The organism is Companilactobacillus zhachilii (assembly GCF_003606365.2).
Taxonomy (GTDB): domain Bacteria; phylum Bacillota; class Bacilli; order Lactobacillales; family Lactobacillaceae; genus Companilactobacillus; species Companilactobacillus zhachilii.
In genome coordinates this window covers 136168-150584 of record NZ_CP031933.2, presented here as the reverse complement: position 1 = coordinate 150584, position 14417 = coordinate 136168, and the positions used below count along the sequence as shown (strand labels likewise).

14 protein-coding genes are annotated in these 14417 nt (G+C 36.8%); 1 reads left to right on the top strand and 13 read right to left on the bottom strand.

The features are described 5' to 3' along the window. Positions 1-75 precede the first annotated feature (75 nt). Complete coding sequence (locus D1B17_RS00710; protein WP_120143821.1) at positions 76-2511, top strand: hypothetical protein; 2436 nt, start codon at positions 76-78, stop codon at positions 2509-2511. Positions 2512-2660: 149 nt separating this feature from the next. Here D1B17_RS00710 and D1B17_RS00705 read toward each other — a convergent pair whose 3' ends face one another. The 13 genes from D1B17_RS00705 to D1B17_RS00645 all read right to left on the bottom strand — a co-directional run bounded on the left by D1B17_RS00705 (position 2661) and on the right by D1B17_RS00645 (position 14249). After that, entirely contained in the window at positions 2661-3431 is a 771-nt protein-coding gene (locus D1B17_RS00705; protein WP_120143824.1) for a formate/nitrite transporter family protein, read from the bottom strand. A 132-nt stretch (positions 3432-3563) separates the two neighbouring features. After that, complete coding sequence (locus tag D1B17_RS00700; protein ID WP_120143826.1) at positions 3564-5108, bottom strand: TIGR03766 family XrtG-associated glycosyltransferase; 1545 nt, start codon at positions 5106-5108, stop codon at positions 3564-3566. 12 nt (positions 5109-5120) lie between these two features. Next, positions 5121-5501 (bottom strand): 6-carboxytetrahydropterin synthase, encoded by a 381-nt coding sequence (locus tag D1B17_RS00695; protein ID WP_237389416.1) that lies wholly within the window; start codon positions 5499-5501, stop codon positions 5121-5123. Next, positions 5498-6832, bottom strand: coding sequence for a TIGR03111 family XrtG-associated glycosyltransferase (locus D1B17_RS00690; RefSeq protein ID WP_120143829.1), 1335 nt, complete (start codon positions 6830-6832; stop codon positions 5498-5500). The genes D1B17_RS00695 and D1B17_RS00690 overlap by 4 nt, the downstream gene beginning before the upstream one ends. Then, entirely contained in the window at positions 6829-7425 is a 597-nt protein-coding gene (xrtG, locus tag D1B17_RS00685) for an exosortase family protein XrtG (protein WP_120143832.1), read from the bottom strand. Before xrtG ends, D1B17_RS00690 begins: the two co-directional genes overlap by 4 nt. Further along, complete coding sequence (locus D1B17_RS00680; protein WP_120143834.1) at positions 7418-8140, bottom strand: Firmicu-CTERM sorting domain-containing protein; 723 nt, start codon at positions 8138-8140, stop codon at positions 7418-7420. The genes xrtG and D1B17_RS00680 overlap by 8 nt, the downstream gene beginning before the upstream one ends. Positions 8141-8283: 143 nt before the next feature. Beyond that, on the bottom strand, positions 8284-8643 hold the full coding sequence (locus D1B17_RS00675) for a Firmicu-CTERM sorting domain-containing protein (protein WP_120143836.1): 360 nt from the start codon (positions 8641-8643) through the stop codon (positions 8284-8286). A 324-nt stretch (positions 8644-8967) separates the two neighbouring features. After that, positions 8968-9654: a Crp/Fnr family transcriptional regulator gene (locus D1B17_RS00670; RefSeq protein WP_120143838.1), complete on the bottom strand. Its 687-nt coding sequence runs from the start codon at positions 9652-9654 to the stop codon at positions 8968-8970. Positions 9655-9667: 13 nt separating this feature from the next. Beyond that, positions 9668-10222, bottom strand: a complete 555-nt coding sequence (locus tag D1B17_RS00665) for a ferritin-like domain-containing protein (protein ID WP_120143841.1) — start codon at positions 10220-10222, stop codon at positions 9668-9670. Further along, positions 10222-10452: a heavy-metal-associated domain-containing protein gene (locus tag D1B17_RS00660; RefSeq protein WP_120143844.1), complete on the bottom strand. Its 231-nt coding sequence runs from the start codon at positions 10450-10452 to the stop codon at positions 10222-10224. Before D1B17_RS00660 ends, D1B17_RS00665 begins: the two co-directional genes overlap by 1 nt. Before the next feature lie 387 nt (positions 10453-10839). Further along, on the bottom strand, positions 10840-12738 hold the full coding sequence (locus D1B17_RS00655; protein WP_120143846.1) for a heavy metal translocating P-type ATPase: 1899 nt from the start codon (positions 12736-12738) through the stop codon (positions 10840-10842). A gap of 282 nt (positions 12739-13020) precedes the next feature. Continuing rightward, on the bottom strand, positions 13021-13482 hold the full coding sequence (locus D1B17_RS00650; protein ID WP_120143848.1) for a threonine/serine exporter family protein: 462 nt from the start codon (positions 13480-13482) through the stop codon (positions 13021-13023). Positions 13483-13484: 2 nt separating this feature from the next. Then, positions 13485-14249 (bottom strand): threonine/serine exporter family protein, encoded by a 765-nt coding sequence (locus tag D1B17_RS00645; protein WP_205880149.1) that lies wholly within the window; start codon positions 14247-14249, stop codon positions 13485-13487. Positions 14250-14417 lie beyond the last annotated feature (168 nt).

Genomic DNA, 14417 nt, shown 5'->3' with positions numbered 1-14417 from the left:
AGTATTTGCTTTGCTCATTTTTCTTTAGCAATACCTTTTAGCTTTACACAAGTTTCAGCCGCAACAGATTCTGATTTGAGCAGTGCTGACCAAGATACTATTAGTAAAGCTCCAACTGGTCTATTGATGAGTAATTATTTTACTATTAAAAATCCAACTAATAATTCGTCTGACAGTTCTTTCAGATTTAAGTCTAATTCAGCATTTATTTCCAACAATAATAAGGTTTTAGTATTGGCTCATGGCACTAGTACCAATAGCGCAGATAATACTGCAGCTGGTTCAGGATGGCCATTCCCAATATATCCAGCTGTCACTGACAAAACCGGTTCATACGGCGCTGCTTGGTCAAATCTTGACACAGCTTATTTTAAAGCGGGTAAACCACAAACACTCTCTGCTTGGTTGAGTTTCGGTTCTGGTGAAAGTTCAGAAACAGTCAATGGACAAGGTATGGCTTTAGTACTACAAAACAATCAAGATGGTTCAACTGAAATGGGCGCCGGTCAAGAGGGCCTTGGCGTTTATGGCTACGATAAGACTACTAACAAAGGACTTTCTACTTCTCTAGCTACCCCTGAGGCTGTGGCTAAAACAGCAGTCCAGAACAGTATTGCACTTGAATTTGATACCCAAAAACAAGATTCTGCTTCGGCTATCTATCCACCAATTATGTATTCTATAGATGCTCTTTATTCCTACTATTCTGCCAATACTTTTGACACAAAAAGTATTTCCGTCCCTGCTCCAGCCGGATTCCCAGACGATACAGTTTTGGGTGCAGCTGGATCCTACGGTCATATTGCCTTAACTTATCCAAGTGATCCTGCAACCTACTATCCACTGTCCATAGATAATACCTCTTTTTATAATTCACTTGATAAGGGATATTCCATGTTTCACATTCATCGTCAACAAGGTGCTGACCTTTCTGATAGTACCGACGCTGAGGGTAACAAGGTTGCCTGGCATCATCTTACCTTTAGATGGATGCCTTCAGCTGATTTAAAAACAGCAACTATTTCTTATTCATTTAACGATAGAGATCCTGATGGATCAATAAATAATCGAGACAATCGTATTGACGATAATATCACGGTTGATATGGCTCAGTTAGGTAATATCACTTCAGACAGCAAAATTTATTGGGGATTCACAGGAGCCAATAACAACATTAATAAAAATGTTGCCAGTAAATTAGTTTCCGTCGAATCGATTCCAGATTTGGTTAATGCTTCAATCGACACAACCGTAACCGACACAACAAAGAACAAAGTCATGTTCGATGATCCTGATGGTGGAACTGGTGATACGACAGACCGTAAAGTTGCTAGTGGTGATAAAATGCAACTTGACTACAAATTGACTTACGAAGATGGTCGTGAAGATTGGAAGAATATTGCCGCAAAAATTATTTTACCTAAAAATATTACTTATGATACTGCTGATGGAAACATCGGTACCATTAAATATGAAAATGGTAAAACAGAACCTATTCCAGCTTCAGCACTATCAACCGCTTCCGACGGACTTCAAACAATCAATTATACTTTCTTACAAAATCTCGGTAACATTTCAGCGACCTCAAAAATAGCTGACATCATCATCAACGGAACTGCAGTCAATGAAACCGACGCTGACATTAAAGTTAATGACCAGCCCGCAATCTTCACTGGTTCGAACAATATTGAATCAACAAGTACTCCTAGATTTACGGTTCTTTACAAAAAAGATTGGACTTTGAATCTAACTAATCCAATGACTGACCCTGTTACGCTTATTTATCAACAGGATGACGCAACGTTAAATTTAAGCACAAAACTTAATTACACTGGAAAAACTAGTCCCCAGTTTACAGCCAATGATCCGATTCATTATCAAATCAGTGTCGGTAATCACAATTTAACTTATAATACGACCGTTTCAGCCAATTCTGATACTTTAAGCGACGTGATTCCTTTAAGAACAGTCATTGAAAAAGCTGGTTTAGATTTCTGGAGTTTATTCCCGAACAACGAAACCCAAAAGGTTACTATCAGTGCTATTGATAACGATGGTGTCACCTCGAATACAACCACTTATAATATTCAAGTTGAACCTAATCACCTATTAGAATTGAACGCCGATGAGGCACTCCAATTCCAATCCATCAATTACCTATCTTTGAAAGAATACATTCATCGTGCCAATAACTATGACGTTTCAGTTACTAGTTATCGAAATCCTTGGATGTTACAAGTATCAGCTAGTGAATTGACCAATGGCGATTCTAAATTCAATGGTGTGATTGTTAATAAGAATGCCTCAACTACAACCATTCTGACAAATAACCCTGCGATAATTGCTAGTGATAATAAGTCATATGATACAGAAACAACTACTTCAATTTCTAAATTGAATAAGTGGACTACAGATTCCGGATTACTTTTAAGGAATTATGGTCTATCTAGTTCTAAGAAATATAGTGGAACGTTAACTTGGACAATTATGGATTACGATAATAGTTTATAAAATACAAAAAAGACCAGTTTTTCATCATCGCACAGTGACAAAAATGATGATGAAAAACTAGTCTTTTGATTTCGATTTTGTAACTAAGCTTGAGAAAGAACCAATTTTGGATTGTTGAAGTTATTTTGTTTTAAACGAAAGGCTCAAATCTAATCTGTATTTTTTATTTTATAACTCAAGTAATAAAATCCGGCAACAAATACCAATCCACCAACAATATTACCAAGAAAAACAGGCACAAAGTTTTGTAAGAATAACCACCATGTACTACCACTCTCAAAAATAGCTGCTGGAATGATGAAGCAATTAGCAATACTATGTTGGAATCCAACGGCTACGAAAATCATAATTGGGAACCAAATACCTAGAATCTTACCAGCAGCATCTTTAGCACCAAAGGATAGCCAAACCGCTAGTCCAACTAGCCAATTACAACCGACACCAGAAACAAAGGCTGACCAAAAACTAGCCCCAGTTTTACCGGCAGCAATATTAATTACAGCTTGTTGGAATGGAGCGACGTGAGTTAACCCAGCAACATGGCCAAAGAAATAAGCCACAAAAACAGCTCCAATAAAATTGAATAAAGTGATAATGGCTAGGTTTTTAACATAATCTAATAAACTAGCTTTCTTAGAGAAAATAGCCGTTCCCACTGTCATCATATTTCCCGTCGCCAACTCGCCCCCTGCTAGCAAGATAACAATTAAACCGATTGGAAAGACTGACCCACCAACTAAAGCTTTAACACTCGCCAAATCATTCGGAATTGATGCTGTCACGCGGACATAGGCTAAAAAGCCAATGGAAATCATTGCCCCACCAATGAATCCTAAAATCATCTTGGCAACCAGTGTCTTTTTTAACTTATTAACCCCGGCGGTAACACCCTTTTGCAGAATTTCTTCTAGAGTAAACATATTTTAATCTCCCATACACACCATTTAGTGTAATTAAAATATCATCAATTACCGAACATATCAATCTAATATGGCAAAATCATACGGATAACACGTATCCATAAAAATAACGCAGATTAATTATAATCTGCGTTATTTTTTATCTTTATCGACCCACCAAAGCATACCTTTCAGCCATTGCCACGAATTGCTCCACGACAAGGTTGCTAAAATCAAGAATGCTGGCAAATATTGAATTAAGTAACGACTACGGCCACCTTCAAATAGTAGCAAGAAGATGAATCCACCAATAATCGTCAATCTTAACATCTGAATCAATTTACGATCATCTTTCCAATTAAAGGCAATCGCTGCTAACAAGAAGACCCACCAAACTTGGGCTACATATCGAAAATCACCTAAATTGGTTCCGTACAAATAGACGAAATTCCGAATTTTTCCAGCAAAACCTTTATGCGATGGATTCGTATTACCAATAATAAAGTGACCTTCTTTAATCCAGGCAAATGTTCCGTCAGTTGTATTGTTAGCGTGCTTTTTAAAGAGAAACTTAATATATCCGAAAAAGCCTTTTTTCTTCAAACGCTTAATCAAAACCTTTTTAGAATAATCTACTTGAGCTTGTTTATTAGGCATTTTGGCCATCATTAAGGCATCATGGGCATTATATCCACCTTCACCAGAAACACCCATACTCATGAAATGAAGTGGCACGATAGCACGGGAAGTATTGATTTCCATATATTTTTGATGATCAATAGCGTAATTACTAATCGAATACGTTGGTACCATGGCAATCACCACAATCAAAGCAAAAATGAATTCATTCAAGGCCTTTTTAAACGAAAACTTGCCTTTGAATAAATACAAAAATTCAATCAAGCCAATTGCAATAATCCCAACGATTGCCGAGGGTTTAATAAAGTATGAGAAAACAACTGTCATCCCAAATAACACCGCAATTGGAATTTTCCAGCCCCAAGCAAACTTTCCATAACGCATCACGATATACAAAAAACTATACAACGATACTAATGGCAATACCCAAGCATCAGTATATGGAACGATTATCATTGGAAATAGCATCAGCCATAACGCATGAATGTACATCGCTAAAGGCACTTTTTTCCGGTCAATCACCGCAACACTTAAGATATTAAATAACGCCGATATATCAACTAATAACGTCGTTATAATATCAAACAATAACCACGAACGACTGTGAAACAACACGGCCACTTGATGCATGATCAACATCGTTGCAATATTGTTTGGATACAGCGAAAAATAAGCTTTTGTCTCTGGGTCAGTCGTATTATAGAGCGCTTGATGTAAGGCACCCGGATCAAATCCAATTGCCGGATGAACATTCCAAACAAAGATGATTTGCACAATTATAGCCAACCCAATCATTACACTAGCCGTAATCCATCGCCGATCAATAAAAATAAACTTCAATAAATCTGACCATGAATTATACGTATAAAAAGTCACTAATAAGGCGATAGCTAAAATAATGAACGCTGTCGTATAAAGTGTTGTTCCTGAACCCGTCACACTATTGTCACCTAAAATTAAATTAGGCGATGTGATAGCAAAATAAAGCGTCAGTAAAAACAAGAAGTAAAACAAATATTTAACAACTTTACTCCCAAATTTAAAAAACTTTTTCTTCATCCTCATCACCTATTACTTCAAAGTTATGCAATAAAATCTGGTTGGTGATTCACCAATTTCCAAGCGTGTCAAAACGGCATTACTTTTACGCAATAGTTCCGTGATAACTTGGAAGAAGTATGTCGTCAAATTTTCCAATGTCGGATTAACGTGGTCAAAAGGTGGTACCTCATTTAAAAATTTACCAGAAACCCTCGAAGAGACTTCCTTTAGTTCATTTTCAATCTGATTGAATGGCACCATCTGATTATTATTAACATGAATCTCACAAATAACGGCCCACGTATGCATGTGCTCTTTTCCCATGCCACCTTCCCAACGGACAGCATGACTGGCATTAATATATGACGTTAATTTATAAGTACTATATGTTTCAAAACCATCTATATTCAATTTCGATTCCTCTCTAAATTCCGAACGTCGCCTTTAACAACCTTTTTAACGGCAGTTGATTCATCCTTAAATCCCAACGAATTCCATTGCTCTTCACCGGAAACATTTAAAGAACCAATCAATCTGAACCATGAACAAATAAAGTTATACATTGGTAAAGTAAGTGCCACCCAAAATAGCTTGGCGTAAAAGCGCTCTTCATTCTCAAACCTTCTCAGTAACATTCTAACGCAAGCATAATTTAGTGCCGAAACTAGAACGTATAAGAAGTAAATAATTATATAAGACATTCCCAAAATCACAGGTGAATACCGCAAAAATATTAAAACAAAACTAGCAAACATCCAAATCATCTTGGGGAAAATAAACGTATGATCAATCAACATTCTTCTAACTAAGAAATTAGTAAAAAAGTTTTTCAAACTGGCATTATTACGCATATATGACTTGGCCACTTCTAGTTCACCACGTTGCCAGCGTTGCCGTTGTCGATACAATTCATCTAAGCCACTAATTGGTTCAATATAAAAAATAGCATCAGTACATATCAAAACCTTTTTCTTCAGGCGATCACGAATTTGAAAAGTCATTTCCGTGTCTTCTCCCAAAGTTTGTGTGTCATACATGAAAGTTTTCATAATTGTGGACTTCCGAAAAGCTGAAAAAGCCCCCGACATTGTAAATAACTGATCACTGTATGATTCAATAACTCGCCCAGATAGAAAGGCTTGTGCATATTCAAAATACTCATTTTGTCGTAATAATCTTAATGGGAAATTCTTGGTCCGCTTAACCATATCCTTACGAGGTAAAATTGTTCCTGTTAATGCTGAGATATCTAAATTATTTTCAAATTTCAATACAACATTCATTAAAGCGTGTTCTTCAAGTGTCCCATCACTATCAATATTGATAATATAAGTCCCAATTGATTGATAAATGGACGCATTTAAGGCATTAGCTTTACCCTTTTTAGTCTTGATCAATTGCATATTCAAGCCAAAATCAGTCTGTGCTCGGGCAAACTCTTTGAAACTATTATCTGTACTTTGATTATCAGCCAAAATAACTTGAATCAGTTTGCTCGGATAAGTTGAATCCTTAATTGATTTAACACAGTTATAAAGCGTATCTTCTGAATTATAAACCGGCACAATTACCGTAATAAACGGTAATTTCATGGGCATTGGTTCTTCAACTGGATGTCTATTTTTAAACATTAAGATGAAAGCTGAGATAAATGCCGGCACAATCTCAACTACAATTGGAATCAAAATCCAAGTTAGCCAAAATCCCATTTGTCTGACTGTTAGATACCAAAAATATCTCATGCTCGTCTTATTCTTTCCTTAAAAATTTTATATAGTCCTCGGGATAGTCGAGAATACGTGAAGACATTGTAGTAAAGGATAATGACTAACAAGTAAAAGACAATCCGACCCAAGATGGAATGTGACAAGTAAAATAAACCTGCACCTCCAAAATGGACCATAACGATAACCATCATCAAACGCAAAACGTTAGACAAATATATCCAAAGCATTCCCATCAATAGATAGAAAACTTTTTCCTTGCGAGAATAAGTTGGATAAAAGGCTAGCAAACTAATGTAAGCCATCGTCTCAATAATACCGGAACATTCATAGTCAATTTGCATCGTTACTGGTGAATATTGATTGGAAATATAAACTAGACCATATTTCAAATAAACTTGGCACATATGACCTAATTTCCCTAGACCAGCAACACCATTAATCACGGCATGGGTAAAAAACCATATCCAATATGGTGTACTCATTGCCATTAAAATGAAGAAAAATCCGACACTACCGACGATAAAAGAAAATGCTGTCAGTTTCGCTCTTTTTAGAACTGACAGCATATATATCCAAATGATAATGCCGAATAGCAAAATACTATTCATGTAGCGACTTCCTTAATTCGTTTATCTTGGGCATTTTAATAACTGCAAATAATGCAATTGCAAAGCCACTAATAGCTAAGACAACTGGACCAGTACTTCCACCCATTACGTGTAAAGTTTGGTCCCCTAGATTTCTGTTTGTCATAGTTATTTCTTGAGATGTCGTTCCGGTAATACCTAGTTCTGATAATGGAAGTTTAAATTCCATTTCTTCGGTATATCCTTGCCCAACACCCTTATCAACATTGATTGGAATTCTATTTAGATAGACATCCGCTTTGGTAGTAACTTTATTAACCTTACCGTAACCGGCTTTATCATGCTCCCAGATTTGTAAGTTAACTTTTCTTGGTTGATTTACTTGTAAGTTATACGGATTTTGAACAGTTAAAGAGAATTGCTTATCTCCAACAGTCAACTCATAACCTGAAGGTTGGATAGTAGAATATCCATAACCATGCTCTGGTGACATATTTAAATAGAAATAAATATTATTTTGATCAGCTAATAAAGATTCGTGTTTAATATTGTAATCATCATTACCAGATTTAATGTCAGTGATTGGCTTATCTTTCCAATCATTAAAATGTCCATCAATCTTAATACCTGTTGTATCGTTTGTTGGATTGCTTGTTACAGCAGCCTGAACATTTGTCGTCACGCTAAAAGATGCTAATCCTAATAGAACTAACATTGCTACGATTAATTTTTTCATGCAATCCCCTCTCTCATCAATTCCATTATATCATCATATGATAGACATAATACGACTAATGTATACACATTTAAATGTCATAGAGAAGACAACAAAATAATAACAATTTGCAAAAGTAGCAACAATTTATAATTATTTTTTACTTATTTTGCAAATTTCTTTCTTAATTTTGGAACTGTAAAGAGACTTAATACAGCGATTCCGAAACCAACACTGGCCAAAACAACTGGTCCTGTTCCGGCTCCTTTGGCATAAACTACTTTATTACCTAGAAGCGGTGTTTTCATCGAAATATCTTGATTTCCAGCTACTGCCCCATGTAAATCAGAGAAAGGAATCTTTGCTTCCATAGATGCATACAAATTACCGTTCTTAGCATATGTATGTACAATCGCCGGCGAATTTACCATATTATAATCACCCATGCTGGTATCTTGTAACATTACCTTCCGATTAGCATTCTCAGGTAAATTACCCGCATTTTTAATATAAATAACGTGCATTTTTCCACCAACCGTCAATTCATAATCATGACTACTTCTGTATCAACGACAACCCGAGCACAAAAGTTTAAATCATATTTGTAATCCTTTGGCCTTTAGTTATTAAATAATTTAATAGAAAAAAATCCTTGGATTATTAATCCAAAGATTTTTTTATCTTTACGATGATTGAAAAACTTATATATGCAATAACTTTGAAACGAGCTACGGTGAGGCAACTCCTTTTGCTTTTCATAGAATTACAAATCGCACGCAAGTTCAGTGTGTAATTCGCAATCCTACGAAAATGCTCGGGAGTTTACCGCCCCACCTCACTCTCTATCTTTAATCAATCATCATTAATCGATCAGCGTCTAAGATTTTAAATTTATTATTAGTGATTTTTTTAATCATGCCTTGTTTATCCAAGGATGTTAATTTACGACTGATTGTTTCAGGTGTTGTTCCCAAATACGTCGCAATATCTTTCTTTTTAAGTGGAAGGGTGAATACGTCGTCATCTAAACCAGCGCTTGTTTCCAATAGATAGTTAGCTAAGCGGCTTTCAACGCTGGCTGTTGTAACTTCGGTTGTTTGTTGCTCTAGTTGTCCAACTCGGCGTCCTAAGGCATTAACCATATTAACGGCCAACTCTGGTGTCTCTTGCATTAACTTTTGGAAATCACTACGTGTAATCTGGCAAACGGCGGTGTCCATTAAAGCTTGAGCAAAGCTATTGTGATCGGAATTTGCGAACAAGGCTGCTTCTCCATCGAAGTCCCCTGTTTGTAAAATGCGCAACATCTGCTCTTTGCCATTGGCAGACATTTGGAAAACTTTCGCCTGACCATGAGCCACAATGATTAGTGAGTCAGCTGCATCCCCAGCAGAAAATAAATATTCTCCACTCTTATAGTGATGGTGAGTCACCAAAGTTGCGATGGTATTTTTATCAGCCTTTGATAAATTTTCAAAGATCGAAACTAACTCTACACAATCCTCTGCGGTATGGTCATGCGCTAATTTTGCCATTTATTCTTGCCCCTTAATCGAAATCTTCGTCATCTTCCTCTTCAAAGCCTTCACGGGCACTCTTGCCTAGCAAAGCTTGATAAATTCTGATTTGGTGATTATTGAAACCTAATAGTTGAACTAAAACTTGAGCCATAAATGGACGGTCTTCTTTTTCAGCCAACTTGATAGCACGTGTGACAAACATATTATCAGTACTGAAATCATCAACGACTGTTTGTAACATTTCTTCAGCACTCAAGTACTTGTTCTTGCCATCTTCATTAATCATCGCATAGTCAGAATATTCTTTCATCGTTGAAGGAGGAAGTTCACCTTCATCTAGTAATTCATCGGCTATCTTATCATACCAAGCATTATTTTCGTCAATTGTTTGATTCAAAACAGCTTTGTAATTCTCGGCATTAGCGCCTTTAATAAACCATTTGATTTGATGTAACTTAATATTCAATAGGAAATGATTGGAAACAATATGTCCAGTCATAGCCCCAGCAGTTGGTTTATGGTGATCTGCATCAGCCTGTTTTTGTTCAGCTGCAAATTTTTCATCAATTGTTAATTCAGTCATTATGCAAGCTCCTTAACTTTAACTTTTAATACTTCATATCCTAAATCTGTAATTACCTTAGCTAAATCATCAGCTGAAGTTTGACCCTCATCAAAATCAGCTCTAACCTTACCTGCATTGAAGAGAACCTTGACGTTAGAAACACCATTTTGATTCTCAACAGCCTTTTGAATCTTAGTCATACATGATGGGCATGTTAATTCACCTAATTGTAAAATTGCTTTTGCCATAATTGATTCCTCCATATATCTAAATTCTTCGCGGTGAAGTCTCATTACCCACGAGCTGTAAATGTTTTAAGCTTTTTTACTTATTTCTTCCGTTTCATGAATCATTCATATTCATTTATTAAAATCAACGAATAATTTAGCCGGAAGGAACAAGAAATTTATGTTGCTGTGAAGGTGGCGTTAGCACTTTAGTGCTTACACCACGGGACGAGTTTTGAAATTCGAGCGACTTTCTCGAAGTTCAAAATCGAGACTGGAGACCTTGGCTCCAGTCGTTCCCCACAGCAACAATAAATTTCTTGTTCCTGGAGGCGGCCCCCCCTTAAACCACTTACAGCTCGCGAGTAATAACTCACTCGCTCAACTAACTTACAAATACTATCTTACTTAGTTTGCTGGATTGAGAACTTGATTTGAATCAAGTTTTGAAGATTTATTTTTAATTAATCTCATCGCATTAAAGATAACGACTAAAATACTAATTTCATGGACGAACATTCCGCTACCCATATGGATAACACCAACAATCAAACCTAATAGTAGTAATGCGACTGTTCCAACAGCGATGAAGATATTTTCTTTCGTATTAGCAACAGTCTTCTTAGCCAAAACATAAGCATGTGCTAGAGCGTCGAAGCTTGATTTAACAAGGATAATATCGGCTGTTTCAATAGCGACATCAGTCCCTGTACCCATTCCGATACCAATATCTGCAGTAGCTAGTGAAGGACTATCATTGATCCCATCACCTACGAATGCTACGGTACTACCTTGTTCTTGAAACTTCTTAACAAAAGTAACTTTATCTTCTGGCAATAGTTCAGCGTGAACTTCATCAATTGGTAACCTATCAGCGACACGTTGAGCTGCAACTTTGTTGTCACCAGTTAACATGACGATTCTCTTTAAGCCAGCATCTTTCAAAGCTTGAAGTCCTTCACGGGCATCTGGTCTTAGTTGGTCATTAACACCGACAACTAATTGTAATTCTTGATCAATAGCCATTAAGACGACTGAATCACCATCATTCATACGTTTAGTAATAGCTTGTTTTTGCTCAGCAGAAATTTGAACATCGTTGGCTTTCATCAAACGTTCATTACCAACAAGGATTTTGAAATTATCATTTTGACCAACTAAACCTTGGCCTTTAACAGTATCTAATTCTGGTAGTGTAGGTGTTGCGGTCACATTTTGGTCAGTTGCATATTTAACGATAGCTTGACCTAGTGGGTGATCAGAAGTTTTTTCCACAGCGGCTAGTAAAGCTAGGTTCTTTTCCTTGTCACCAAAGTTATCCACATCAGTAACACTCATTTTACCGGTAGTTAATGTACCAGTTTTATCAAGAACTAAAGTATCCACATGTGAAAAACTATTAACGGCATTGCCACCTTTCATTAAAATACCATTTTTAGCACCATTACCAATTCCGGCAACGTTTGAAACAGGAGCACCGATAACCAAAGCTCCGGGGCAACCTAGAACAAGCACGGTGATTGCCAATGGAAAGTCACGTGTAATTGCCCAAACGAGAATCCCGATAATCAAAACAGCAGGTGTGTAGTATGTAGCAAATTTATCAATGAAACGAGCGGCAGGTGATTGACTATCTTGGGCTTCTTCAACAAGCTCAATGATCTTACCAAAAGTTGTATCTTCACCGACCGAAGTAGTTTCAACAGTAATTGTCCCATTATCAGTTAATGAACCGGCGAAAACTTTATCACCGATACCTTTTTTGACCGGTGTTGATTCACCAGTGATTGAAGCTTCATTCATATATCCAGTACCGTCAATGATTTTGCCATCAACGGGAATTTGACCACCTGGTTTAACTAAAACATGGTCACCTTCGTCCAAATCGTCAACGTCAACCGTTTCAGTTTTGCCATCTTCATCAACTAATTCGGCAGTTGTTGGAGCCATCTTGGTCAAACTTTTAACGGAAGAACGAGTCTTTTCCAAAGTCTTTTGTTCCAAATAATTACCAAAGAGAAAGAGGAAAGTTACAACAGCGGATTCCTCATATTCTCCAATAATAAAGGCACCGATAACGGCAATGGTTACCAATAATTCAATACTGATAACTTTATTTTGCAATGCACTAAAAGCATGTAGAGCTACTGGAATAGCTCCAAGAATACTGGCAATGATCATAAAGACCGTTGCGGCTGTTTCTATTTTTAATACAAAGCCCGAAAGCAAACTTAAAGCAATCAAGATTGCGATGGATGCAGTTATTTTATTTTGATGTTTTGTAATCCATATATTTAATTTTGTCATTTTGCTTACCTCTCCCTTAACTTACAAGACATATTCTAAAGGGTTCGGCAGTATAAGAACTTGATGTTAATCAAGTTTCAAAAAATAGTTAAAAAAAGTGGGACAAAACATGTTCAGCTTTCGAGCATTAAGGCAAACGAGACTAGTAACCCGATTTTTGGGTTGCTAGTCTCGCTTGTTTTAAGCGGAAAAAGCTATGTTTTGTTCCACGTTTACGCTGCATATTTAAAGACAATAATAATTTTGTCCCAAACTAATTTTTTAAATTGCATTCTTTGTAAACTACTTCTTTTCTTTCTTAGCCAAATAGCGCTTAACAGGTGGGTAAAGTTTATTGGCAATTACTTCCGCAATAATGAAACCAATGGCTAATGACATCCCGACTGTTAAAGCTTTAACGAAGCCATATGCTGCCAAACTATCATGTCCTAAGGTAAAATTACGCATGCTGTCATACAAAATTGCTCCAGGAACTAACGAAACTAGACAGGGAACGTAGAAAATATTAACTGGTGCTTTGACCAAAATAGAACACAGATTTCCTAAAATTACAATGACCACGGCTCCCATCAAATTAGGCATAATCAATCCATGATTATACCAACCGACAATTATGTAGACGATCCAGGCAACTGCTCCGACTAGTCCTGCTGGTATTAAAGTCCGACGGGGATTATTCGTAATGATGCCAAAACCAACGCTTGATAAAAAGCCGAAAATGAAACCATAAATAATTTCTGACATGATTACCCTCCTAATAGTGTCCTAATAACGATTTGACCAATAATTACACCACTACCGATGGAAATACCTGACATAATTGCATCGGTGGCTCGCACTAATCCGGAAATAGTATTTCTTTCAATAATTTCTCTTAGCGAATTGGTCATTGGAACACCAGGTACTAGTGGCATCAAAGCACTAATAATAATGTAGTTAGCATCGTGAGCGATTCCATAAATACCCAGTATATGTGCCAACATGCTGATTACTAAACTACCGACTGCCACTGGTATATAAGGGATTTTCGTATGATGTCCGACAAATTGGGAAGCCACATAGCCAATAATTCCCACGAAAAAAGCTAATCCTAAATCACCCCAAGTAGCCTTAAACAATAACATCGGTGGCATCGAAACTAAGCCAGCTCCAAAACATTTAGTTAACCATGAGAAATCAAGCGTCTCTTGATCAACCCGATCAACTGCTTCTTGTAATTCATCATACGTAATCTGATGACTAGTAAATTGTCTGGACAAAGTATTGATTTCATCCACTTTTTGTAAATTAAAGTCACCCACACGCACTTTAAAGATTCTGGTCGTAGCGCTTTTTTCAGAGCTAACAAAAATACCAGTCATTGTCGCGTGACAAACAACCGGTAGATCCGCAGCTCTTCCAACATATTCAACTGTATTTTCAACTCGAGCCGTTTCGGCACCATTCTCTAGTAGAATTGTACCCACTTGACCACAAAGAGTGACAATATCGCGTTCACTGATAGCCCCCATAATGGTGCCCTCCAAGTAGTAATTTTATTATTAGAATATTATTAACACATTCTGATAATAAAACAAAGCAAAAGTGTAGTATGCCGTCTCCAGGAGCAAGAAATTTAGGTCGCTATGGGGACCGGTTGGAGCCAAGGTCTCCATCCTCGATTTTGAGCCTTGCAAAAA

Coding starts and splice junctions, on each gene's coding strand:
- D1B17_RS00650 (WP_120143848.1), bottom strand. CDS start 13,482: ATGTCAGAAATTATTTATGGTTTCATTTTCGGCTTTTTATCAAGCGTT.
- D1B17_RS00655 (WP_120143846.1), bottom strand. CDS start 12,738: ATGACAAAATTAAATATATGGATTACAAAACATCAAAATAAAATAACT.
- D1B17_RS00665 (WP_120143841.1), bottom strand. CDS start 10,222: ATGACTGAATTAACAATTGATGAAAAATTTGCAGCTGAACAAAAACAG.
- D1B17_RS00645 (WP_205880149.1), bottom strand. CDS start 14,249: ATGGGGGCTATCAGTGAACGCGATATTGTCACTCTTTGTGGTCAAGTG.
- D1B17_RS00670 (WP_120143838.1), bottom strand. CDS start 9,654: ATGGCAAAATTAGCGCATGACCATACCGCAGAGGATTGTGTAGAGTTA.
- D1B17_RS00705 (WP_120143824.1), bottom strand. CDS start 3,431: ATGTTTACTCTAGAAGAAATTCTGCAAAAGGGTGTTACCGCCGGGGTT.
- D1B17_RS00700 (WP_120143826.1), bottom strand. CDS start 5,108: ATGAAGAAAAAGTTTTTTAAATTTGGGAGTAAAGTTGTTAAATATTTG.
- D1B17_RS00690 (WP_120143829.1), bottom strand. CDS start 6,832: ATGAGATATTTTTGGTATCTAACAGTCAGACAAATGGGATTTTGGCTA.
- D1B17_RS00660 (WP_120143844.1), bottom strand. CDS start 10,452: ATGGCAAAAGCAATTTTACAATTAGGTGAATTAACATGCCCATCATGT.
- D1B17_RS00675 (WP_120143836.1), bottom strand. CDS start 8,643: ATGCACGTTATTTATATTAAAAATGCGGGTAATTTACCTGAGAATGCT.
- D1B17_RS00680 (WP_120143834.1), bottom strand. CDS start 8,140: ATGAAAAAATTAATCGTAGCAATGTTAGTTCTATTAGGATTAGCATCT.
- xrtG (WP_120143832.1), bottom strand. CDS start 7,425: ATGAATAGTATTTTGCTATTCGGCATTATCATTTGGATATATATGCTG.